This is a genomic window from Hydrogenophaga bisanensis (assembly GCF_042665135.1).
Classification (GTDB): Bacteria; Pseudomonadota; Gammaproteobacteria; order Burkholderiales; family Burkholderiaceae_C; genus Hydrogenophaga; species Hydrogenophaga bisanensis.
Genome location: NZ_JBHTBX010000006.1, coordinates 69,071 through 92,686, shown reverse-complemented (window position 1 = coordinate 92,686; position 23,616 = coordinate 69,071). Strand labels below are relative to the sequence as shown.

Annotated in this window: 14 protein-coding genes; 9 read left to right on the top strand and 5 right to left on the bottom strand. The window is 58.0% G+C overall.

Features of this window, described 5'->3' with window-relative positions; genetic code table 11:
* Positions 1 to 33 precede the first annotated feature (33 nt).
* Positions 34 to 1,020: a hypothetical protein gene (locus ACFQNJ_RS10435; RefSeq protein ID WP_382256855.1), complete on the top strand. Its 987-nt coding sequence runs from the start codon at positions 34 to 36 to the stop codon at positions 1,018 to 1,020.
* A gap of 125 nt (positions 1,021 to 1,145) precedes the next feature.
* On the opposite strand, the gene ACFQNJ_RS10430 is transcribed toward ACFQNJ_RS10435, so the two are convergent.
* Positions 1,146 to 2,075: a hypothetical protein gene (locus ACFQNJ_RS10430; protein ID WP_382256852.1), complete on the bottom strand. Its 930-nt coding sequence runs from the start codon at positions 2,073 to 2,075 to the stop codon at positions 1,146 to 1,148.
* Positions 2,076 to 2,443: 368 nt separating this feature from the next.
* Between ACFQNJ_RS10430 and ACFQNJ_RS10425 the strand changes: the two genes are divergently transcribed.
* Positions 2,444 to 3,523 (top strand): helix-turn-helix domain-containing protein, encoded by a 1,080-nt coding sequence (locus ACFQNJ_RS10425; protein ID WP_382256849.1) that lies wholly within the window; start codon positions 2,444 to 2,446, stop codon positions 3,521 to 3,523.
* Positions 3,504 to 4,013, top strand: a complete 510-nt coding sequence (locus ACFQNJ_RS10420; RefSeq protein WP_382256846.1) for a PIN domain-containing protein — start codon at positions 3,504 to 3,506, stop codon at positions 4,011 to 4,013. The genes ACFQNJ_RS10425 and ACFQNJ_RS10420 overlap by 20 nt, the downstream gene beginning before the upstream one ends.
* Positions 4,014 to 4,056: 43 nt before the next feature.
* Here ACFQNJ_RS10420 and ACFQNJ_RS10415 read toward each other — a convergent pair whose 3' ends face one another.
* Genes ACFQNJ_RS10415 through ACFQNJ_RS10400 form a run of 4 tightly spaced genes read right to left on the bottom strand, consistent with a single transcriptional unit; the run spans position 4,057 to position 10,768 of the window.
* Entirely contained in the window at positions 4,057 to 5,220 is a 1,164-nt protein-coding gene (locus ACFQNJ_RS10415) for a DUF3322 domain-containing protein (RefSeq protein WP_382256843.1), read from the bottom strand.
* Positions 5,207 to 8,581 carry an ATP-binding protein gene (locus ACFQNJ_RS10410; RefSeq protein ID WP_382256840.1) on the bottom strand — a complete coding sequence of 1,125 codons (3,375 nt, stop codon included), beginning with the start codon at positions 8,579 to 8,581 and terminating at the stop codon, positions 5,207 to 5,209. Before ACFQNJ_RS10410 ends, ACFQNJ_RS10415 begins: the two co-directional genes overlap by 14 nt.
* Positions 8,578 to 9,297, bottom strand: coding sequence for a DUF4194 domain-containing protein (locus ACFQNJ_RS10405; protein ID WP_382256837.1), 720 nt, complete (start codon positions 9,295 to 9,297; stop codon positions 8,578 to 8,580). Before ACFQNJ_RS10405 ends, ACFQNJ_RS10410 begins: the two co-directional genes overlap by 4 nt.
* Complete coding sequence (locus ACFQNJ_RS10400) at positions 9,284 to 10,768, bottom strand: DUF3375 domain-containing protein (protein ID WP_382256835.1); 1,485 nt, start codon at positions 10,766 to 10,768, stop codon at positions 9,284 to 9,286. Before ACFQNJ_RS10400 ends, ACFQNJ_RS10405 begins: the two co-directional genes overlap by 14 nt.
* A gap of 133 nt (positions 10,769 to 10,901) precedes the next feature.
* Here ACFQNJ_RS10400 and ACFQNJ_RS10395 point away from each other — a divergent pair, with 133 nt between their 5' ends.
* From ACFQNJ_RS10395 to ACFQNJ_RS10370, 6 genes are all read left to right on the top strand, one after another.
* Positions 10,902 to 11,801: a helix-turn-helix transcriptional regulator gene (locus ACFQNJ_RS10395; protein WP_382256832.1), complete on the top strand. Its 900-nt coding sequence runs from the start codon at positions 10,902 to 10,904 to the stop codon at positions 11,799 to 11,801.
* A complete protein-coding gene (locus ACFQNJ_RS10390; RefSeq protein WP_382256830.1) occupies positions 11,801 to 15,088 on the top strand; it encodes a helicase-related protein in 3,288 nt (1,095 codons plus the stop codon). The genes ACFQNJ_RS10395 and ACFQNJ_RS10390 overlap by 1 nt, the downstream gene beginning before the upstream one ends.
* Positions 15,085 to 15,786, top strand: a complete 702-nt coding sequence (locus ACFQNJ_RS10385) for a DUF4391 domain-containing protein (protein ID WP_329675118.1) — start codon at positions 15,085 to 15,087, stop codon at positions 15,784 to 15,786. The genes ACFQNJ_RS10390 and ACFQNJ_RS10385 overlap by 4 nt, the downstream gene beginning before the upstream one ends.
* The gene (locus ACFQNJ_RS10380; RefSeq protein WP_382256828.1) at positions 15,783 to 18,485 is read left to right on the top strand and encodes an ATP-binding domain-containing protein; all 2,703 of its coding nucleotides are present in this window, start codon (positions 15,783 to 15,785) and stop codon (positions 18,483 to 18,485) included. Before ACFQNJ_RS10385 ends, ACFQNJ_RS10380 begins: the two co-directional genes overlap by 4 nt.
* A 75-nt stretch (positions 18,486 to 18,560) precedes the next feature.
* Positions 18,561 to 20,540 (top strand): site-specific DNA-methyltransferase, encoded by a 1,980-nt coding sequence (locus ACFQNJ_RS10375; RefSeq protein WP_382256825.1) that lies wholly within the window; start codon positions 18,561 to 18,563, stop codon positions 20,538 to 20,540.
* 10 nt (positions 20,541 to 20,550) lie between these two features.
* Complete coding sequence (locus tag ACFQNJ_RS10370; protein ID WP_382256823.1) at positions 20,551 to 23,604, top strand: type III restriction-modification system endonuclease; 3,054 nt, start codon at positions 20,551 to 20,553, stop codon at positions 23,602 to 23,604.
* The last annotated feature ends 12 nt before the right edge of the window (positions 23,605 to 23,616 follow it).

Below are 23,616 nucleotides of genomic sequence, written 5' to 3'. Positions count from 1 at the left end.
GGGATCCGGACGGGATGACGCCAGCCGTACCCCATGCCCTCTCAGTCACCCTCTGCGCCTGCGGACATTCATCGCCCGACCTGGGAGGCCTTGCGGGCCGGTGACACGCTGGGCAGCCGTCGACTGGCCATGCAGACCCTGCGCAGGGCCGGTCAACAGGACGACGGTCACGCCCAGGCCATCGCCTTCTTGCAGCTGGCGCAAGCCGATTTGCTGGACTCCTCCTACGAACACGCCATGTCGATGGCACGCAAAGCCGGGGATGGGCTTGCGGCGCAGGGAGACGGCCCACGCACCGTGGAAGCCATGTGTCTGGCCGCCTATTGCGCCACCGTGCTGGGGCAGGACCAGTCCGCTTGGGATCTGCTGGGTCATTCGCGCCAGTTGGCCCTGAATCTGCCGTCCCGCGAAGACGCCGCCCAAGCCCTGGCGAGGGTGGAAAACTATTCCGGCATTGCCGCCAGCTGGGCTGGGCAACATACTGAGGCCCGCGATCATTTCACGCGATCGCTGGAGTCGCTGCTGGGGGCGGACGACATCGACCACGCCCTGCACCCGCTGATCAACCTCTGGAAGAACGAGGTCCTGATGCTGGCGCTGGGACACACCCGTTCCCCGGTGGAAGTGGCTCGCCCCGACCACCTGGAGGAGTTGCATCTCCTGTGCGGCAACCTGCTGAGCGATCACGCCGCGACCACGTTTTCGGCCTCTCACGTCACCGTCGCCCAAACCGTGCTGGCCTTCCTGTGCCACCACCTGTGCCTGCTGCAGGGCCGGCACGGGGAAGCCCTCATTCACCTGCACAGTTGTCGCCAGCTGATCCGCCCCCTGCACGCCGGCTGCTGGCTGCACACCATGGGCTGGTGGGCCGAACTGCAACACGCGCTGGCCGAAGGGGAGCAAAGAACCGCGCGCTATTGCGCCCTGTCGATGATGGCCGCCGCCGGCCGGACCCGGCACGTGCGCATGCGAATGCTGGCGCAACGTCTGACGCACACCCTGGTACCGGAACTGCACTGATCGCTGGATCCCAGCCCCGAGAGCCCTGAGCCTTCGTCAGCCATAGCGCCAGAAAAACAAAAAAGCGACCGTCTTTCGAAGGGTCGCTTTCTGTTTTGCCTCGCCAACCTGTTGGTTGACTCCACTCAGAGTGTCGCCGAGGGCCGAATGGAGAAGCGCTTTTCCACATGCCACGGCAGCAGCTCGCAGATGATGTTTCCGAGCGCGAAGAGGGCAACGACCAATCCGACTGCCGCAAAGAAACTTGAATAGGACCCACCATCAAGCAGTAACAGACTGCCAAAGTAAAAGCCAACAGGGGGCGCAATGAACACCGACAACAACCCAATCCGTATGCACGCGTATAGCGCCGGCTGCCCGTATCTGTACATCGCAAACTTTATCCAGCTACGCTTTCGCAACATGTTCCATGTTGGCGCGCCATGCAGTGACACCGGGTAAACGTTTATCAAGTGTGGATAGAGCCCTCGAACATCAGACAGATGTCCAATAAAAAGCGTTTCCCGATGGCGGGTGTTGTAAAGGCTACCCAGCCAAAGCACCAAAATCGGTCCAAGCACGACCTGAAGCACACGCACCAGCGTCTGAAGCTCCATACGTATCGGCGTTCCAAGCGCGCTAATGCTCGCGCGATCAGGCAACTCCACCCCATACAGAGTCAGCGGCTTTGCCACCAAGACATCTGCCTCTTTGCTAAGTCGTTCGATCAACTCACTGGGGCTAGGGATTTTGTCTTTGATGTCGAACTTCGGTAGGTACTGATCGCATTGGGAATTACGTACCTCCCAAGGGATCAGTACTTGCCGCAGCGCAGACCAAGCTTCAATAGACTGAACGCGTGGGCCCAGCTTAGAACTGCGCGAACGCGCCGCCTCAAGATCGTCCTGGCTGTTAGCGATAACTTCGGCGATCGATCGCAAACACTTCGCTCGCCTGCGCTCTTCTTGCTCCTCCGAGGCATATGCCACAAAGAACATGAGTACACACATCAGCGCTAGCGGCCCAGCAAAGAAAAGCAAGCGCTCAAAACGGCGTCCGATCGCACTGGGTTCCATCAGCGCTCCACTTTTGTAGAAATCGAGGCCGAATTGTAGAAACGCCCCAGAACCCGAAAGGGGCGCTGGGGCGCATACATACTGGTGGTGTAGTTCCCTGCTAAAGGAAACCGCCCTGCCGTACAAGCAGGGATACCATGGGCGTGATTGTACACCATGCGGAAGTCCGGGGGAAAAATGAGCTCCCCCGCACACTTCCTCCCTGGTTCGGGCTACGGCGGTCTGCGGTTCGATCTCCAAAATTGGAACCAAACCCGGCTGCATGAGGCTACGGGTGATGTCGCGACCGCCTTTGAGGTGCTGGGTTCTCTCTGGTTTAAAAATTTGGTAGGATATCGGTTGTTTTAAACCCGACCCAAGGAGGCGTCATGATTGCAGATCGCATTCGTCAAGCACGATTGGCGGCGGGTCTGACCCTGGGTGCGTTGGGTGAACAGGTGGGTGTTTCTCACACCGCCATCCAGAAGTACGAGAAGGGTCTGCTGACTCCCTCGTCGTCTCAGCTGCTCAAGCTCGCCCGCGCCTGCGGCATCCGGACCGAGTACTTCTTTCGCACGCATACGGTTGAACTGCTGCAGCCCGAGTTCCGCAAGCTCTCGACCTTTGGCAAGACGGCGCAGGATGCGCTGAAGATCAAGGTCGTCGAGTTGGTGGAAAAGCGCGTGGAGTTGCTCGGTGCTTTTCCCGAACTGCCGTTCCCGGCGTTTGCACCGCCCGCGAACCTGCCTGAACACGTCGCCTCATTGGAAGAGATCGACGCGTTCTCGGATACGGTCCGCAACGCTTGGCAGTTGGGGCTGAACCCAATTGCCGACCTCACCGACACCCTCGAAGGCCTTGGCTTGCTGGTCATCGTGGTCGATGAAGAGAACCCGGGCTTCTCTGGCTTGACGGCCAAGGCTCGGACCGAAGATGGCCGGGAGTATCCAGTCGTGGCTGTTTCCAAACGCTGGCCCGGTGATCGGCAGCGGTTCACGCTGGCGCATGAGCTGGGGCATTTGCTGCTCGAAGGACGATTGGCTGACGGCGTTGACGAAGAGAAAGCCTGCGACCGGTTTGCTGGTGCCTTCCTGGCTCCGCGTGTCGCGGTGTTGCAGTTGCTTGGGATACAGCGCCATGCGCTGGAATGGCAAGAGTTGTATGTGCTCAAGCACGAGTTCGGCCTATCGATGGCTGGATGGCTGCAGCGCGCCAAACAGTGTGGCGTGATCACCGAGGCCGCACACCTTTCGATGGTGAAGCGGTTTTCGGCAAAGGGCTGGCGCAAGAACGAGCCTGGCGACCCGCTGCCGCAAGAGCATCCACGACTGTTTGATCAGTTGGTGTACCGCGCCTTGGCCGAGCAATACATTTCCGAGGGCAAGGCGGCGGAACTGCTGGGCATCCCGATGATGCGCTTCCATAAAGAACGCCAGTTGGAGTCATCGGATGCGGTTGCTCATCAGTGATGCCAACATCTTGATCGACATGGAGGCAGGAGCGTTGATGGATACGCTCTTTCAGCTTCCGATGCAGTTCGGCATCCCTGATCTGCTGTACTACGAAGAAATTGAACCGGGCAGCCCTGGCCTTGAAGACCTGGGCTTGCAGGTCATGGAGGTCAGCGGCGACTTCGTGGCGTATGCCGAGCAGTTGCCAGGCCAGCACAACCATCTGCTTCCCGCTAAAAACGGTCCCAAGCCCAGTCACAACGACTACTTGGCACTGGCGCTTGCGAAGCAAGAGACTTGCACTTTGCTGACCGGCGACGCCAATTTGCGGATTGTTGCCAACAAGGAGCAGGTCAACGTCATGGGCACCATCGGACTGCTGTGCGCCATGATCGAGAACCAGCTGCTGTCGGTCGACGACGCCTTCAAGGCACTTGACCGAATGAAGTCGGGCAAGAGACGGCTGCCCTGGCCGGAAGCCGAAAAAGTACTGAACGCGCTGCGCTGATCAGGCTCTGCCATCGGCAGTCAACCACTGCGGGCCAGTGGCTTTAGGCCAATGCCCGCTGCAACACGCTCCATGCGGCAGCCCAGCCGATCCGCTCCTGCTCCAAGCGAACGTTTTGTCCCCAGCGCTGCTGCTTGAGATCCCGATAGAGTTGCTGCTCTTGCTCTGTCAGGAGTGTCAGTTCCGTTGCCGGATGCTGCGCCGATTCATCCACCCACAGCGTCTTGTGTTGTAGCAAGGTGTCTTCGTCCATGAGCACGGACTGCAACGCTGGAACGTATGAACGGGCTCGATGCAGGATGGCAAATCCATGGGTGTCCAAATCACCCCAGTAAATGCACTTTGCGCGGGCAAGCCAAGAGAAACGGGCCAACACGTCGACGTTATAGCCAAGGCGCATGAACACGACAGCGCCCGGCATGTCGGACATTGCCAGTCCCGTTTGAAGGTTCTCGACAATAAACACATGTGAGACCGGCAAATTGAGACCTGCCAGATCTTCCACGGGTGCAGTGATGTCACCCACGCCGCCGACCCTGGCTCGCAATGCCTGATCCAGCACCCGCATCCGCACAAGGAGTGGAGGTGCCTTCAGTCCGCAGCGCTGGTAGAAGTCCTGGTCGCTGGAGGAGTCCTCTTGTATTGCGGCCACCAGATCCGTCAGCAGCCCTTTGCGCCCATCAAGCCATTTGCTATCCAGCCCGGACACCGGCAGCTGGCGGGGGTAGAGGTCGGATTGTGGATGGTTCGCGATCCAATCCAGCATCTCTGCAAGCCGACGAAAATCGGCATCGCCGTAGTCCGCCAGGACATCAAAGTACCTTGGCAACGGCTGCGCCAGTACCGGCCAGCGAGCGGTGAGTGTCCGGTAGCGAGATTGAGCACGCTCCCATCGCGCGGACTCACCAATCCACATGGCAACATCCTCTGGGCCGCCCAACGCTAGCTTCTCCGGTAGTCGCTGAACGCCAAGCGCTTTCCACCTGCGCTCACACCAGGACAAGGAGCCGACTCCTTGCCAACCTTGCCATGCGCTCACCCAAGCACGAACGCCGTCGACCTGCCTTAGCGCAGCCTGTTCCGTCGGTATGCCGAGCGGAACTTCCAGCGGCCATTGATCCTCGCCCGCATCACCAATCAACCACTCGCGGTGCTTGCTTTGAAAGCGACGGGCAAGAAACTGCCGAACATCTTCAGGAAGCTTCAACGCTAGCCTCCTCTCGTGCGTGCTCTGGCAGTTTCAGTCGCTGACGATCACCGTCGTACTCAATCAGCAGGACGCCTGACACGCGCCGATCGCTGATGTCCACGAAGCAGGCGCCACCGATGAATGGCTCAAGGGTCATGACGGACTTCAGCGGCGTAGCGACCACCATCTGGAATCCGAAATTGGTAAAGATGTTCATCGCCAAAGCGGTGAACTCGTTATCCGCCTTATCGAAGGCTTCATCCAGCACGACGGGCGCATACATCGGCACGCCGTGGTCGTTCCCACCGAGTTGATATCGCAGGGCTGCGGCCAAGCATGTGGTGGCCAGTTTCTGCCGTTGGCCGCCAGACTTGCCTGCTCCGCTGCGGTAGATCTCGACCTCGACACCGCTTTCATCGATCTCCCGCCCGATGAACTCAACATGCTGTCGAACGTCGAGCACAGTCTCGCGCCAGCGCTTTTGCTCGGGGTCCTGACTGGCGAGTCGATCAACAAGTCGTCGCAAGGCCAGAAACCGCGCCTCCGCAAACTCGCGATCCTCCGTCCATGCATGGCTCAGCGCCTGCTGGATCTCCTGCTTGAACTCCTTGACGTCGACAAGCTGCCGGTCACTGGCGTCGATGTGGAGATAGGTGCGTTGATTGGCGCTTTGGTTGAAGGGCACCTGGCCAAGACTGTCGTTGACCAGATCCATCCGTTCCAGGATCGCCTTACGCGCATCGTTCAGATAGGTGGAAAGCGCCGCCAGATTCTGGTGACTTTGGTTCTGTAGCAATTCAAAGAATCGCTGCTCATAGGCGGGCAGTCCATCCGTCTCCAGCCGAACCAGTTTGGCGAAGAAGTCTGGCGCGCTGGCAAGGCTCGTGTCCATGTCGCCCGCGTCCATCGGCCATTGCCGTTTGAAGTCGGCAAAGCGCGCTTCTACTTCCTTCTCGCATGCGCCAATCCCACGGTTGACCTCTTCGATCTCCGCATTGAGTGCCCGTTCTACAGACGTTGTCACCTTGTCGAGGTTGTCGAGCCGGACTGCATCTGACTGTTTGGCGAAGCGCTCGTCGAGACCCGACACCTGATGGGGCGTCAATGGAACGATAGACGCGTCCTGCAAGAGGGATTCCAGTTTCTGGGTGCTGGTCTTGATCTGGTCAAGAATCGAGTCGTGCGCGCGTGTTGCCTGGCGAAGCTCCTTGTCAGCATCCTCGACGAGCTTCTTTTGTTCACCGATCTGCTCGCTGATTTGCAGCAGGGTGGTATTTCCCTCCCGCGCTTCGCGGATCTGCCGTTCAATGGTGGAGATGCGATCCAGCAATGGGAGCACATCTATTTCCTGCCACTGGAGATTCACCAGCGTCTGGCACTGCATCGCTCGGGCCGCACGATTCTTGTCCTGGTCGGAGAGCTTGTCGATCTCCCCGCCGAGGCGCGAAATGGTGTCAGCCAGCTCCTGAGCCTGAGCTTGAAAGAGCCCGAGCTTCTCGCGGTTATCGAATCCGAGCACCCAGTTTCGCCGGTCGCCGACACTTCTTCGGTCGTCTTTCTCGTGCCGGGTTTTGCTGTGCTTGACCTGACCCTCGCGGGTGATGGCGCGATCAGCACTCCTGAACGACTGAATGGAATCGACGCACCCGTAATCGAAGCGTTGCCGTAGCTCGGCCTGGAGCCAATCGGCATACGCCCCCTCCTTGACGTTCAGCTTGAGGGCGAGCGAGTTGCCACCAATGGGCTTGGCCTGCCAGGTCTCCGGGCGGCCAGTCCGGTAATAAACCAGGCGCTGGCCGAGGTGGGTGGTGTTGATGTGGTTGGCTAGCGCTGAATACTGGCGCTCGTCTACCAGGAGTGAGAGCGCGAATCCATGCAGTACGCGCTCAATGGCCCCCTGCCATTCGGCCTCGTCAGGCTTCACCTCGACGAGTTCGCCAACAAAGGGAAGTGCCGACTCCGAGATGCCGATGGCGGCGGCGATGTCTCGACGCATTTCCAGCATGTCCGCCGGAATGTTCGATGGTTGGCGCTGAAGCGCCTGCACTTCTTTCAGTGCTTGCGAAAACGCGGTCTCGGCATCTTTCTTTTCTCGGTCCAGGCGGAACTGCTCGGCCCGGCTATCGTTGCTGCGCTGTTCCCAATTTTCGACTTCCTGCCGCGCGTTGCCCAACAGTTCCGCGAAGGCTTGAGGCGAATCTGGGAGACTCCAGCCCAGCTTCTTGCACGCATCTTCGGCCTGACCGCGTTTGCGCAGGCGATCCGTGCGCTGGCTCTCCAGCCCCGATTTCTCGGCTTCCCATTGCTCGATCTGATCACCGCCTGCTTCACGGTGCTGCCGCTCCAGATCGCGCAGGATTGCAGCGTGGTTTTCCAGAGTGCTTTGACGTCGCCCCACTTCGCCTTCCGAGCCGTTGGCTTGCACCTCCAGGGATGCCACGTGCTCCTTGAGGAGCTCAATACGGCGAGTCTCACGGTAGCCATCAACCCCCAGCCGAAGCTCATCCAGCCCATTGCGCTGCAGCATCAACGAGTCCCTGCGCTGATGCTGCTCCCGCGCTGGCGCGAGCGTTTGAACCTGTTCGCGAGCCGTGACGACCGCCTGGTGGGCCGCATTGAGTTCACCGAATTCGCTGACCAAGCGATCCGCCACCTCGAAGGTCTCGGGCTTGTCGAGCATGAAGTCGCGCAGGAAGGTATTGAGGTCGCCAAGATTCTTGGCCGACTGGGTTTTGTGCAGCAAACGCAGCGCCATTTCGCTCTCGATGCCAAGCAGGCGACAGAACCGTTCGCAATAGGGACGAAATTCGTCGCGTGCGAATGCCTCCGGGAAGGACTGCTTGAGCTTTCGTATGTCGAAGTTGGATTGGCCGAAGTCCTCCAGTTCGCGCAGGTCAAAGGCCCGCTCCATGACGAGGTAGTGGCGTTTGACGTCGGCGCTGCCGTTCGCATTGCCCCGCAGCCAGAACACCTGAACCAGCACCACAGACTGACCCAACGCATTCTGGTAGGTCAGCGCCAAAGCAGACCAGGTCGTCCCCGCGCGCAGGTAGCGGGTTGCGATCTCTCCCGACTCCCCATCCTTCTGTTCAGCCCACGCACCCCGTATGTAGGTGACGAGGTTCCGGTCACGGCCACTGCGGTCCGCCTCGCGCGCAGCCGCGTTGAAATCGATCCAGCGAGGTGGCGTCAGCAACGCCGAAAATGCATCGAGCAGCGTCGACTTCCCCGCACCGGATCGACCCACAAACAGAAAACCTCGTTCGCTGATCGGCACGTCGTGCAGGCCGGAGAAAGTACCCCAGTTGTAAACCTGCAGGCGGGTCATCCGAAACTGCTCGCGGGCAAACAAGGAGGCGGTTTGGGGTTCCGGGTTCATTGGTCGGCCTCCTCATCAGCATCAGTCTGAACCAGCTGCGCTGGCGTTTCTCCGGCAGCCATTCGCTGATACAGGTGCGTCAGCGCTTGTATTTCCTCTGCCGAGAAGAGGAGCTTCAGCGTCGGCGAAATCTCGAAGCGATCCTCACTCGAGCGAATTTTCTGAAGAATGCTGTGCTTCTTGATCTTCTCGATGGAGGCATGAACCCGTTTCACGAACCCTGCACGGTCGGTATTGGCGGCTCGCTCATAGAGGGAAAGAAACTCCGTGATCTCGTCTGTCGACACCACGGCACGGTCGCCCTGCGAGTCTGCCTGGGTCAATCGCTGGCGAAGGTGGAGCAACAGAATGGAGTCAATGAACGTCAGTTGGGCGCGACGCAACAGGAGAGGTACCTCAAGGTCGCCGGTATCTGCCTGGCGCGTGAAAGCCACTTGTACGTCTCGGTCGATAACCAGTTCGAGAAACAGCTCGGCAAGACGCCGACGGATCACCGCTTCGTCTCGTACCAAGATCGGCCAGAGTTTTGGATGCCGACGTCCGTCGAGCGATGGCCCTGCCAGCAGCTGCACCAGGGCGCGCCGGGTATCCAATGGCAACTCGCCGCTGTCGCCCAGGAACAGGGTGTTGGCGGGTGCCTGAGCGGCATCTGGAGCCTGTGCTTCGGCTGGCACTGCCGATTCGTCGCTGATGGACCCATTTTCAGACCAGTTCATTGGCCCGCTCCCTCAAAAAGAAGATCTTTGGAATTCGGGCGCTGCGACGCTCGTCGTCGCCTCCAACCCAGCCTACGGTTTCACTGTGGTCGGCCTTGAACCCATGCCGACTGCCCAACGCAAGCAGGCCGACGACGCTGCCCAACCCCTGTGCAGCAGGGAACTGCTCCAGTACGTCGGCAATCGATGCCTGGGACCGTTGCTCCAGGACTGCCAGCACGTTGGCCTTCAGTGTTCGGAAGTCGATCTCGGACTGAGCGACCAGTTCGCTCACAGACTCTAGATCGATGGGCGGCGCATCCCCTTCAGCCATCTGCCCAGGCAATGCTTGCAGGGATGGGTCGTGCAGAACCCATTGAGACAAGGAGCGCAACCGACTGCTCGTGAGTTCCAGCGTGTACTGGAGGGTTTCTGTGGCCCTGACTTCATCCTTCAGGGCCAGTGCTGCGCGCTGGGCGTCTTTCAACAGGTGATTGAGTCGGCGTTGCTCGAGGTATTCACGACTCTGGACGAAGTGCTTCAGGCTGCGCGCGAAGGTCTGGAGCACCTCGTGAACCATGCCGCCCTGCTCAAGAAGGGTGCGCGTCAGCCGCAGAAGAAATCGTCGCTCCTTAGCCTCGAGCTGCCCCACGAACTCCCGCGACATGACGCTATCGAGCGCCTGATCAAGCGTGGCCGCCTGTTCTGGGTCCGTGAGCAGTCGCCAGAAAGCGGAGAAAGTCCTTCCGGCGTCACTCTCTGAAATCAGGTCGATTCCGGCGAACAGCGAATCCAGCACATCTCCACGATTGCCATCGTTGTCCATGATGCGTTCACGAAGATCGCGATTGAGCTGGTCGAACTGATCGCGGACACGGCGGAAATCACCGGCCAGATCGTCGGCCAGCGTGATGATCTCCCGCGTGCGCTCGAGCGCCGTTGTATGCGGCAGCACGCGCATCTGCCCCTTCTGGATGGCGTCAATCTCCTTGTCGATGCGGGCTTGCTCGGCCATGAGCCGGTCGATGCGGCGGAACTTGTCGGTGTCTGTGTCCTCGGCAAGTCGTGCCAAGGCCTCGATGACGAGCGTCAGGCGGCTTTCGGTCGCGGCTGAGTGCGGTTGCGCCAGGCCAGAGACAAACCGAATGGCTTCGACGGCCGCCGTGGAGAGTTCATATTCCTCTTCTGAAGCCCCAGCCGGGAAGCGTCGCTCCAAGAACCCATCGGCGAGCCAGCTGGCGACATACGCCTGTGCCGTTTGGGGAAAGTCTTCGCCTTGGGCGCGCAGTTCTTCCAGATCCCTTGCGATGCGTTCGTGAAAAATGGAGGCAGGGAGGCTTCGCTCGCTCTCATACAGATGAGATTGAAGCAGGCCAATGACGGTAGGCCCGGTAGTCGAGGCAAGCAGACGCCACAGCGGCTGCGCCCGCATGCGCCGGTAGGTCGCGATGGCTTTGTCTGCTTTCACTCCCGTGCTCCAAAGTGCGGGCATTGCCCGTCATGTGGTAATCACAATGCAACGTATACAAGAATCAAAAACATTGCATTGCCACATTCTAGAGCAGCTTATATACTCCCCGCAACAACCCGCACAAGTATTCGTTAACCCGATAGAGCACTCAGGAATGCCCAAAGACCAACTTGCAGAACTGACCCAGCCTCAGCGCGACCGGCTCGCCTTCATTGAGCTGCGTGTGCGCTTCGTGGGGGAGATCCGTCGGCAGGACTTGGTTGCGCGGTTTGGCATCCAGTCCGCAGCGGCAACCCGGGATTTGGCGCTCTATAAGGAGTTGTCTCCAGGCAACATCGACTATGACCCCAAAGGCAAGGCCTACGTCCTGGGGCCGGGCTTTCGCCCCATCTTCGACTTTCCTCCGGAGCGAGTGCTGTCTTGGCTGACGCAGGGCTTTGGCGACGGCGAGCCGATGCGGCTCAAGGCGTGGGTGGCCAGCGAGAGCCCCTCACGGCTTACACACCCGGATCTGGATGTGCTGGCAAGCGTGACCCGGGCGATCCATCAGGGGTGTCCGCTTGGCGTTGAGTACTACTCAATATCTAGCGGCTGTACAGAGCGGGAAGTCGTCCCCTTTGCGCTGATCGACAACGGCCTGCGCTGGCATGTCCGTGCCTTCGACCGGAAGTCTCAGGAGTTCCGGGATTTCGTCATTACACGGATCAAGAACCCCGTCGTGCTCAAGGGGCAGCCAGTTGCAGCTCATGAGATGAGCGATCAAGACATTCAGTGGACGCGGATCGTCGAACTGGAGTTGGTGCCCCACCCGGATCAGCCCCGGCCGGAGATCACCGAAATGGATTACGGCATGCGCGACGGCGTGCTGCGGATGAAGCTGCGCGCTGCCACGGCTGGATACATCCTGCGCAAATGGAGTGTCGACTGTTCGCCCGATCATTGCCTGCGCGGACCCGAGTACCGGTTATGGCTCAAAGATCACCTCGCGATTTACGGCGTGAAGAATGCCGTACTGGCACCGGGCTATAGCGCCACTACGAAGGCGGACTCTTGATGGAACTGATCGACAACATCAACCGCCTGCTCGGCGACGACCTCAAGCAGACGCTCAAACCCGGTGCTCGCCTGAAGATCGCGGCCTCCTGCTTTTCAATGTACGCGTTTGAAGCGCTCAAAGCAGAGCTGGAAAAAATCGACGAGCTCCAATTCATCTTTACCTCGCCGACGTTCACCGCCAACGAGGTCACCGACAAGATTCGCAAGGAACGCAAAGAATTCCACATCCCGAAGGCTGACCGCGAACGGAGTCTGTACGGGAGTGAGTTCGAGATTCAGCTTCGCAACAAACTGACCCAGCGCGCGATTGCAAAAGAGTGCGCGGACTGGATGCGGCGCAAGGCAACGTTCAAGTCCAATCGCAGCAAGGCACCGATGCAGCAGTTCGCCTGTGTTCAGGCTGCCGCAGCAGAGACTGCCTACATGCCATTGCACGGTTTTACCGCCGTCGATCTCGGCTACCAGCAGGGCAACGCTGTCTCCAACCTCGTCAACAAGATGGACGAGCCGACCTTTACAGCGACCTACCTCAGTCTGTTTAACCAGATCTGGCAAGACCCCGAGAAGCTGGAAGATGTGACGGCGCAGATCTGCGACCACATTGCGTCCGTCTACCAGGAAAACTCGCCCGAGAGCATCTACTTCCTGATGCTCTACAACATCTTCAATGAGTTTCTGGACGACATCAACGAGGATGTCCTGCCGAACGACCGCACGGGTTACCAAGACACGCTCATCTGGAACAAGCTCTTCAACTACCAGAAAGATGCGGCCACTGGGATCATCAATAAGCTGGAAACCTACAGCGGCTGCATCCTGGCCGACAGCGTTGGCTTGGGCAAGACCTTCACGGCCCTGGCGGTCGTCAAGTACTACGAGCTGCGTAACAAGTCAGTCCTGGTGTTATGCCCCAAGAAGCTGGCGGACAACTGGCTGAACTACAACCGCAACCTCAAGACCAACATCTTTGCCCGCGACCGGTTCAACTACGACGTGCTTTGTCATACCGACCTCAGCCGCACCAGCGGCGAGTCGTTTGGCACACCGCTGAACCGCATCAACTGGGGCAATTACGACCTCGTCGTCATCGACGAGTCGCACAACTTCCGCAATAACGACGCCTACAAGGACAAGGAAACCCGCTACCAGAAGCTGATGAACAAGGTCATCAAGGAGGGCGTGAAAACCAAGGTACTGATGCTTTCAGCCACCCCAGTGAACAACCGCTTCAATGACCTGCGCAACCAACTGGCACTGGCCTACGAGGGCGACTCCGAAAACCTCAGCAAGAAGCTGCGCACCGGCAAGACGGTAGAGGACATTTTCCGTGGTGCTCAGGCCAGCTTCAATGCATGGGCAAAGCTTCCACCGGAAGAGCGCACAGCGCGGGCCATCCTGGACTCGTTGGACTTCGACTTCTTCGAATTGCTCGACAGCGTCACCATCGCGCGCTCGCGCAAGCACATCCAGACCTTCTACGACACCAAGGATATCGGCCAATTCCCCGAGCGCCGCAAACCCTTGTCGTTCCACAGTCCGCTCACGCAGCGAACGGATGTGATGAGCTTCAACGAGATCTTCGAGCAACTGTCCCTGCTCAAGCTCGCCGTGTATGCCCCGATCAGCTACATCCTGCCAAGTCGGCTCAAGAAGTACGAGGAGATGTACGACACGCAGGTGTCAGGTGGAAAAGGCAAGCTCAAGCAAGCCGACCGCGAAAAGAGCCTGCAGGCGTTGATGACCACCAACCTGCTCAAGCGCCTCGAAAGCTCGATTGAGTCCTTCCGCTTGACGCTCCAGTCCCTGCGTGCGAACCACACGAATACGCTGGCCAAGATCAGCACGTTCAATCAGACCGGCAACGTCGCCAGCATTGATGACCTGACCGACCAGTTGGAAAACCTCGACGCGGACGACGACGACCTGCCCACCATTGGGGACAGCGAGATCGGCGGCAAGGTCAAGATCAGCCTCGCCGACATGGACTTGCCCTCTTGGGAGCACGAGCTGAAGGTCGATCTGGAAATCATTGATGCCTTGCTGGCGTCGATGAACAAGATCACGCCTGCCGATGACGCCAAGCTGCAGCACCTGAAGGCACTCGTTCTCGAGAAGATCGCAGCACCGCTGAATCCCGGCAACAAGAAGGTGCTGATCTTCACCGCCTTCGCCGACACCGCTGACTATCTGTATGCCAATTTGGCTCCGGAGTTGCAGGCCACACAGGCCCTGCACAGCGCGAAAGTCACCGGCAAAGGTGCGCCGCAATCGACCTTGAGAGACGGCACGCTCAAGAAGAGCTACGACTTCCAGGAACTGCTCACCCTCTTCTCACCGCGTTCGAAGGAGAAAGCCATCGTGCTGCCGAACGAACCGGCAGAGATTGACTTGCTGATCGGCACTGATTGCATCTCTGAAGGCCAGAACCTGCAGGACTGCGACTACCTCATCAACTACGACATCCACTGGAACCCCGTGCGCATCATCCAGCGCTTTGGCCGTGTGGATCGCATCGGCTCGCCCAACAGCAGTATCCAGCTGGTCAACTACTGGCCAGACATCTCGCTCGACGAGTACATCAACCTCAAGGAGCGGGTTGAGAGTCGGATGATGATTGCTGACGTCACGGCCACCGGTGACGACAACGTGCTGAGCGCCCAAGCCAACGACGTGTCTTATCGCAAGGAACAACTGCGTCGTCTGCAAGAAGAAGTGATCGAGCTGGAAGACCTGAAGACTGGCGTGTCGATCACTGACCTCGGACTCAATGACTTCCGCATGGACTTGCTCAACTATGTGAAAGCCAATGGCGAATTGAGCAACGTGCCAAGCGGCATGCATGCCGTAGTGCCTGCCAAGCCGGAGTTGGGCCTGCGCCCGGGCGTGATCTTCACGCTTCGCAACCGCAATCCGAGCGTCAATGTCAGCCAGCACAACCGGCTGCACCCTTACTACCTCGTCTACATCAACCGCGAGGGTGAAGTCATTCACGACCACACCGAGGTCAAGCGTTTGCTGGATCTGGTGCGCAGTTGCTGCAAGGGGCAAGCCCAGCCTATTCCGGATGCCTGTCGCCTGTTCAACAAGGAAACGGCCGATGGCCGCAAGATGCAGGTGTACTCCGACCTGCTTGGCAAGACCATCCGCTCAATGATTGAGGTGAAGGAAGAGAAGGATCTGGACAGCCTGTTCAGCGGCGGCAAGACCACCGCACTGGTCAATACCATCGCCGGGTTGGACGACTTCGAACTGATCACCTTCCTCGTGATTCAGGAGGCCGGATGAGTCTGCCCGCCCGATTCGAGTCGAATGCCGCGTTCATCAACTACCCGAAGCAAGCCGCTTTTGGCCGCACCCTGCCAAAGAACAAGATCTACGAACACAGCGGTGCCAATACGAAGCTGAAGGACTTGTTCGTCGAGCAGGTGGAGCAGATCGTCTGGCAATACAAGTTGGCACCGGAAACGATCAACCTGCCCGCCAAGCCGGGAGTGCCAGAGCTTCAGATTTTCTCAATCCAGCTCAAGACATCGGAGCTGAATCTGGACGTTTTGCGCTGCATCGATGGCGCGGTGCAGTTTCCCATCATCTTCGAGCTGAGCTTTGATGGCCGAACGCAGGTGATTGCCGCGTACAAGCGCCCGAACGAGTCAGACGCCAGCCGTTGGGTCTTGAGCGACTACTTTGCGACGACCTGGTTGCCGAGTGACTGCGAGCGCGCCGCCATGCCCTTGGCACTCGACTTGGGCGGCTTGTATGAGCAGGCGCTTCACCGCCTGATCCCCACGCCCGCGCGCCCACAAGAAAGCCTCGCTGACTTGGTCTCCCGCGTTGAACAGGTTGCAGCCAAGCAGCGTGAGGTCGAGAAAGCCGCCAGCCGACTTGCCAAAGAAAAGCAATTCAACCGCAAGGTAGAAATCAACGCGCACTTGCGGCAGCTTAAAAACGAACTTGAAGAATTGACCGGGAGGGAGAGTGCATGACGCAGAGCCTGAATGACGAATCGAGGAAACACATCGAGCAGGTCGCTGGCGAAGCGTTGGCGCAACTCGAAAGCATCGCCGAAACGGCCAAGAGCAAGCTGCACGATGGGCGGACACTGGGCTCGGATGCGCTGGCAAGCATCAACACAATGACGTCCAGTTCAGCCATTCAAAGGCTGGATCAGATCAGTCAGGCGAACCGCGAAAGCTATCAGGTGCTGGTGGCAGAGCCTGCCATCGCCCGCGTCGTGGTGGTCGATGAAGAGGGAGAAGAAAAAACCTACTACATCTGCCGCACGACTCCGGTATCGGGCTTTCCTAATTTAGCCAGCTACCGCGCGCCAGTTGGGCGCTTGGCCTCGTTGGCAATTGGCGCAGAGTTCACGCTTCCCAATGGAACTGTCGTTGAGGTTCTTGAGCGGGCCCAGCTTCGGCCCAATGCGCTCGCCGATGGGTGGGACTCTCGCGACACCGTCGTTGAAGCCGAGCATTTTGGGCCGTTCACCATCGAGTCGCTGCGCGCGCTGCTGACCGAGGTTGCGGGGGAGGAAGTCACCGAAGACATTCTTGGCCAATTGCTGGCCGAGGAAACCGTCAAGGCCAACATCATCGACGGCGTTCGCCGTAGCGTCATCACCAAGATGGGACTGCGGGATCAGCCCATCCTCGATCAATACCAGGACGAAATTTTCCGTCTCCCTCTCGACAAGCGCCTGTTGATCCTGGGCCCGCCCGGTACAGGCAAGACGACAACCCTGATCCGACGCCTCGGCCAAAAGCTCGATACGGCCTTCCTGGAAGAAGGCGAACAACGTCTGGTTGAAACAGTCGCCTCAGCCCAGGGCATTGCACACGCCAACAGCTGGCTGATGTTCACGCCCACGGAATTGCTCAAGCAATACCTCAAGGAGGCATTTGCGCGTGAAGGTGTTCCCGCCTCGGATCTGCGCATCAGAACGTGGCAGGACTATCGACGCGAGCTGGCGCGAAACGCATTCGGCGTCCTCAGAACGGCTTCTGGCGGCGGTACCTTTGTCCTGAAAGACGGATTGGCCAGCCTGAGCGAGACAGCACTTGAGCGTCCCATCCAGTGGTTTGACGATTTCGACACATGGCAGCGCAAGGCCTATCTGCAGGAGCTGCATGATGCCGCGACTCAGCTCCACGAAGCCAAAACTCCCGAAGTCCTGAGCCTCGGCGCACGTCTGCAAGACATCTTGTCGCGGGCGGCCGATGGCGCACTGGCGGCGATGTTTGGCTCGCTGGCGATGGAGATTGCCAAAGTACAGGCACTCGTCAGCAGCCTGAAGGAAGGCTCCGATGGCAAGATCAAGGCCGCGCTCAACCTGCAGCTCAACCGCAACCGAGCCTTTCTGGATGAGCTAGCTCGCGTAATAGACAGCCTGCAACAAGCGCAAGCGACTGATGCGGACGACCAGGACGACCCCGACGCTGATGAGGAGGAAGACGCCACCGCACCCCGCACAGGCCGTGCCGCCGCGCTCAATGCCTATATGCAAGCTGTGCGCGCTCAAGCCCGGGCGGCAGCATCCAAGCGCGCAGTCAGTAAAGCCACCCGCAACGGCAAGATCATCGAGTGGTTGGGGGATCGTGGACTGACAGAAGCGGATCGCGCCGAGGTGGGAGCAAGCCTTCTGGTGCAGGCCAGTGCGCGCCGGTTCGTCAATCCGGTCAAGCGCTACCTCGACGGCATTCCGAAGCGCTACCGTGCATTCAGGCGCGAGCGCCAACCGGCCAACACCTGGTATCGCCACGAAGGTTTTGAGGCGCGCGACATCCACCCGCTGGAGTTGGACATCGTCTTGCTCGCGATCTTGCGCGCCGCAGGCGATCTGATCAGTCGGCCCAATGTTCAGCGCGACATCGATAGTCCAGCGTGGTCATCGCTCCAGCCTATCCTGGGGCATTACCGCAACCAGATCCTGGTAGATGAAGCGACGGACTTCTCGCCCATCCAGCTTGCCAGCATGGCGGCGTTGGCGCATCCGCGACTGCGCTCATTCTTCGCCTGTGGCGACTTCAATCAGCGCCTGACCACCTGGGGCGCACGCTCTGCCGACGACTTGAAGTGGGTCTTCGCCGATTTCGACATCAAGGAGATCACTGTCTCCTACCGGCAAAGCAAGCAGCTGAACGACCTGGCCCGCGCCATGATCCGCGCCGTCGGTGGCACCGAGCAAAACGCCAGCTTGCCTGCGCATATGGACAGCGTGGGCGTTGCGCCAGCCTTGCTGGAGCACGCGACCAACGCAGAAACCATTGTCGGTTGGCTGGCGGATCGCATTCGCGAGATTGAGCGCTTTGTCGGCCAGTTGCCATCCACCGCCATTTTTGTGAACACCGAGGACGACGTCGCTCCGGTGGCCGACGCACTGAACGCCGCTCTGGCCGAGCACAACATCCAGGTCATCGCCTGCCGCGAGGGCCAGGCTGTGGGTCAGGAAAGCAACGTGCGTGTGTTCGACATCCAGCACATCAAAGGCCTGGAGTTCGAGGCGGTGTTCTTTGTCGGCATTGACCAGCTCGCCACGCTACACCCGACGCTGTTCGACAAATACCTGTACGTCGGCACCACCCGCGCAGCCACCTACTTGGGTGTGACTTGCCAGGGCACCTTGCCATCCGCCATAGAAAGTCTGCGCACGCACTTTTGCCAGGACTGGCAACAAGGCGACTGACCCTACAAATACGAACTTGAATTGTGAGCCGCCAAGCCTTTTTTATGAAAAGCACGGCGACCAGAGGAAAAGAACATGGAAAAGCTAAAAATGCATTCACCCAATCTCACGCAGGACAACATCGCCCGCATTCGTGATCTGTTTCCAGGCTGCGTCACCGAAGCCAAGGGCGAGGACGGCAGCGTGAAGTTGGCCGTGGATTTCGACCAATTGCGGCAGGAGCTTGCGGAGTCGATTGTGGAAGGGCCGCAGGAACGCTACCACCTGAATTGGCCGGGCAAGCGCGAAGCCTTGCTCGCGGCCAACGCGCCGATTGCCAAAACGCTACGGCCTTGCCGGGAAGAAAGCGTGGAATTCGATTCAACCAAAAACATCTTCATTGAAGGTGACAACCTTGATGCATTAAAGCTGCTGCAGGAGAACTACCTCGGCAAGGTCAAGATGATCTACATCGACCCGCCGTACAACACGGGAAATGACTTCATTTACGAAGATGATTTTTCTGAATCTGCGGAGGACTTTCTGCGTCGCTCAAATCAAAAGGATTCAGAAGGAAACAAGCTAGTCGCCAATCCTGCATCTAACGGCCGGTTTCATTCTGATTGGTTGTCGATGATCTACTCTCGACTGCGCCTTGCGAGAACTCTTCTCAGGGAGGATGGCGTCATTTTTGCCAGTATTGATGACTGCGAATCGCACAACATCAGGAAAGTACTGGATGAGATATTCGGGGAAAATAATTTCGTTGCCCAGTTGGTGTGGGAGAAAAAGAAGAAGGGAGCCTTTCTTTCTGGCTCATCAACGAATGTTAAGGAGTACGTAGTTGCATACGCGAAAAACTTAGCTTCTTTTAAAGGCCTTGTCGGGGAAATAGCTAGAGGGGAAGAAACCTATCCTGTAATTAAGACCACGAACTCTCGTGGCGTAAGAGTTATAAAAAAAGGCATCCCTAGCAAGTATCGGGAAAAAAATCATCGCGTTGCAGCAGGAAGCAGGATCAGTTCTGGAAACATGGAAATGATCCTTCTGTCTGATCTTGTCATTAGCGATGGCGCGCTCGCGGAGGATGTGCAAGTTGAAAGCAATTGGATCTACTCGCAAGAATTGCTCAATAAATACGCTGAGGATAAAAGTCTCTACGTCACTCAGGATCTTTACTTTCGCAGAGTCGTGACTGAGCCCCGCGAGAAGATGCTTAAGGATCTTCTTCCAATGAAAGGCGATCAGTCGACTGGATTCGAGTTTGTTTATTCAGACGATTTATTCTGCGATGGATGGGGAACTAACGAGGACGGCTTTGATGAGCTGCATGCGATATTCGGCGCTCAAAGTCTTATGAGCTTTCCAAAGCCATCAAAGCTTTTGGCAAAACTGACTTTATCCGCTTGCAGGTCTGATCCTGATTGCATAGTGCTCGATTTTTTTGCTGGTTCTGCGACCACCGCGCACGGTGTCATGACCCTTAACGCACAGGATGGAGGTAATCGCAAGTTCATTCTGGTGCAACTCCCGGAAACATGCGATGAATCGACCGAGGCATTCAAGGCTGGCTACAAGACAATTGCTGAAATCAGTAAGGAGCGTATCCGTAGGGTAGGTAAGAGGCTTCTAGAGGGGAAATGCCACCAAGATTGGAATAAGGACATCGGCTTCCGCGTTCTGAAGATCGACACATCCAACATGGCCGACGTTTACTATGCGCCCGATGCGCTCGACAAAGCCAAGTTCGACCTGTTCGTCGACAACATCAAGCCAGACCGTTCGCCTGAAGACCTGCTGTTCCAGGTGATGCTGGATTGGGGCGTCGATCTGGCTCTACCCATCGCCAAACAGTCCATTCAAGGCAAGGATGTGTTCTTTGTCGATGGCAATGCGCTTGCCGCTTGCTTTGACGCCAGTGGCAGCATCGACGAAGCCTTTGTGAAGGAACTGGCCAAGCATCAGCCGCTGCGTGTGGTGTTCCGCGACGCGGGCTACAAGAACAGCGCGGTCAAGATCAACGTCGAGCAGATTTTTAAGCTTTTGTCGCCCGCCACCGAAGTGAAATGCATCTGAGGGGCGTGCAATGAAACTCAAATTCAAAACGCAGGCTTATCAGACAGCGGCGGTGCAAGCCGTGGTCGACTGCTTCAAAGGGCAGCCGCCCGCAACGGCAGAGGCCATCAGCTATCGCATCGACCCGGGTAAGGCCAAGAAAAACGTAGAGGATCTGTTTGCCGAGAGCGGATTCAAGAACGCAGACCTGAAGCTGACCGATATTGCACTGCTGGAAAACATCACCCAGGTTCAGCATCAACAGAACTTGCCCCAGTCGACCGAACTGGTGAAGACCAAGGTCAGCAGGGTCAATCTCGATATCGAGATGGAAACCGGCACTGGCAAGACGTATTGCTACATCAAGACCATCTTCGAGCTGAACAAGCAGTACGGCTGGAGCAAGTTCATCGTCGTTGTGCCGAGCATTGCCATCCGCGAGGGTGTGGCCAAGTCGCTGGAGATCACGGCCGAGCACTTTCTGGAGACGTATCACAAGAAGGCGCGCTTCTTCATCTACAACTCCAAGCAGTTGCACCATCTGGAGAGCTTCTCGTCGGACGCGGGCATCAATGTGATGGTGATCAACGTGCAGGCGTTTGCTGCCCGTGGCGCTGATAACCGCCGCATTTATGACGTGCTGGACGACTTCCAGTCTCGCCGACCGATTGATGTGATCAGTGCCAACCGCCCGATCCTGATCCTGGACGAGCCGCAAAAAATGGAAGGTGCAGCCACGCTGAAGTCCCTGGAGGAATTCAAGGCACTGATGGTGCTGCGCTACTCGGCCACCCACAAGACCACGCACAACAAGATCCACCGGCTGGACGCGCTGGATGCCTACAACCAGAAGTTGGTGAAGAAGATTGCCGTGCGCGGCATCTCAGTGAAGGGGCTGGCGGGAACCAATGCCTATCTGTACCTGCAGTCCATCGAGATTTCGAGCAAGGCGCCTGTGGCGCGCGTTGAGTTCGAGCAGAAGCTGAAAAGCGGGGAGATCAAGCGCGTGGTGCGCAAGATCTCCAAAGGTGACAACCTCTTCTCCGACGGTTTTTCAAACGAGCTGGATCAGTACCGTGGGTTTGTGGTCGCGGACATCAACGCAAACACCGACACCTTGAGCTTCACCAACGGCGTTGAGCTTTTTGTTGGCGAAGCCACAGGGGACGTGAACGAAGCGTCGCTGCGTCGCATCCAGATTCGGGAAGCCATCAAGGCTCACTTCGACAAGGAGCAGACGCTGTTCCAGCAAGGCATCAAGGTCTTGACCTTGTTCTTCATCGATGAAGTGGTCAAGTACCGTGACTACTCGGCGGCGGACGAGAAAGGTGACTACGCACGGATCTTTGAAGAGGAATACAGCCAGTACCTGAACGAGGTGCTGGATCTGGATGAAACGCCGTATATCAAATACCTGAGGGGCATTACGGCGGAAAAAACGCACAGCGGGTATTTCTCCATCGACAAGAAGACCAAGCGCGACGTGGACCCGAGCATTGCCAAGACTGGTGAAAACAAAGGACTGTCCGACGATGTGGATGCCTATGACCTGATTCTGCGAAAGAAGGAGCAACTTCTCAAATTCGAAGAGCCGGTACGTTTCATCTTCTCGCACTCGGCCCTGCGCGAAGGCTGGGACAACCCCAATGTATTCGTCATCTGCTTCCTGAAGCACCCCGACTACAACAACGAGGTCACGCGCCGACAAGAGGTCGGTCGTGGTCTGCGCTTGTCGGTCAACCAGCTTGGCGACCGGGTGGATCATCCGGCCATCGTTCATGACGTCAACGTGCTGACCGTAGTGGCGAGCGAAAGCTTCAAGGAGTTCGTCACTGCGCTCCAGAAAGATATCAGCGACTCCTTGTCGGCCCGCCCCAAGGTGGCCAACGAGGCCTACTTCACCGGCAAGGTGCTCAAGACGCCCACCGGCAATGTCGAGGTCACGCCGCAACTGGCCAAGCAGATCTACAAGTACCTGCTCAAGAACGACTACAGCGACGATACCGACCGCATCACGGGCACGTACCACGAGGCCAAGAAGGAAGGCACCCTGGCACCGCTGCCCCCGGAACTGCAGGCTCATGCAGAACAGGTGTACCAACTGATCGACAGCGTCTTCAGCGACAGCCAGATGTTTGAGATTGGCGATGACCGTCGCCCCAAGAAGAACCCGCTCAACAGCAACTTCGACAAGCAGGAGTTCAAGGAACTGTGGAATCGGATCAATCGCAAGGCGGCTTACAGCGTTGACTTTGATTCAGCGGAGTTGGTGAAGAAGGCTGTTGCCGAACTGGATAAGAGCCTTCGCGTGACGCCGTTGCAGTACACGATTCAAACCGGCGAGCAGGCTGCCCAGGTGACCTACGACGGTCTGAAAGATGGCGAAGCATTCGTGCTCAAGGCCACTGAAACCGAGAAGAACGTGCATTCGATTCACTCGGCAGTGAAGTACGACCTCATCGGCAAGATCGCTGAAGGCACGCAACTGACGCGACGCACGACGGCAGACATCCTGAAAGGAATCAGCGTCGCAGTGTTTGCACAGTTCCGCACCAATCCCGAGAGCTTCATTGCCGAAGCCGTGCGGCTGATCAACGAGCAGAAGGCAACGATGATCATCGAACACCTAGCCTACGACCCGGTCGAGGACAAGTTCGATATCGACATCTTCACCGCAGGTCAGACCAAGCAGGACTTCAGCAAGGCCGGTGACAAGCTCAAGCGGCACATCTACGACTACGTGATCACGGATTCCGGCATCGAGCGTAAATTCGTCGAGACACTCGACACCTGCACCGAAGTGGTCGTGTACGCCAAGTTACCCCGCGGCTTCCTGATCCCGACGCCGGTGGGTGACTACAACCCTGACTGGGCAATTTCGTTCAAAGAGGGTGCCGTCAAGCATGTCTATTTCGTTGCGGAAACCAAGGGGTCCATGTCAACGATGCAACTGACGAAGATCGAGGAAACCAAGATCGAATGCGCCCGGAAGTTCTTCGATGAAATCAACCGGAAGTACGCCCCTGAAAACGTCAAGTACGACGTGGTGAAGAGCTTCGACAAGTTGATGGATTTGGTGAAGTGAGGACGAAGGAAA

Coding starts and splice junctions, on each gene's coding strand:
- ACFQNJ_RS10435 (WP_382256855.1), top strand. CDS start 34: ATGCCCTCTCAGTCACCCTCTGCGCCTGCGGACATTCATCGCCCGACC.
- ACFQNJ_RS10430 (WP_382256852.1), bottom strand. CDS start 2,075: ATGGAACCCAGTGCGATCGGACGCCGTTTTGAGCGCTTGCTTTTCTTT.
- ACFQNJ_RS10425 (WP_382256849.1), top strand. CDS start 2,444: ATGATTGCAGATCGCATTCGTCAAGCACGATTGGCGGCGGGTCTGACC.
- ACFQNJ_RS10420 (WP_382256846.1), top strand. CDS start 3,504: ATGCGGTTGCTCATCAGTGATGCCAACATCTTGATCGACATGGAGGCA.
- ACFQNJ_RS10410 (WP_382256840.1), bottom strand. CDS start 8,581: ATGAACCCGGAACCCCAAACCGCCTCCTTGTTTGCCCGCGAGCAGTTT.
- ACFQNJ_RS10405 (WP_382256837.1), bottom strand. CDS start 9,297: ATGAACTGGTCTGAAAATGGGTCCATCAGCGACGAATCGGCAGTGCCA.
- ACFQNJ_RS10400 (WP_382256835.1), bottom strand. CDS start 10,768: ATGCCCGCACTTTGGAGCACGGGAGTGAAAGCAGACAAAGCCATCGCG.
- ACFQNJ_RS10395 (WP_382256832.1), top strand. CDS start 10,902: ATGCCCAAAGACCAACTTGCAGAACTGACCCAGCCTCAGCGCGACCGG.
- ACFQNJ_RS10390 (WP_382256830.1), top strand. CDS start 11,801: ATGGAACTGATCGACAACATCAACCGCCTGCTCGGCGACGACCTCAAG.
- ACFQNJ_RS10385 (WP_329675118.1), top strand. CDS start 15,085: ATGAGTCTGCCCGCCCGATTCGAGTCGAATGCCGCGTTCATCAACTAC.
- ACFQNJ_RS10380 (WP_382256828.1), top strand. CDS start 15,783: ATGACGCAGAGCCTGAATGACGAATCGAGGAAACACATCGAGCAGGTC.
- ACFQNJ_RS10375 (WP_382256825.1), top strand. CDS start 18,561: ATGGAAAAGCTAAAAATGCATTCACCCAATCTCACGCAGGACAACATC.
- ACFQNJ_RS10370 (WP_382256823.1), top strand. CDS start 20,551: ATGAAACTCAAATTCAAAACGCAGGCTTATCAGACAGCGGCGGTGCAA.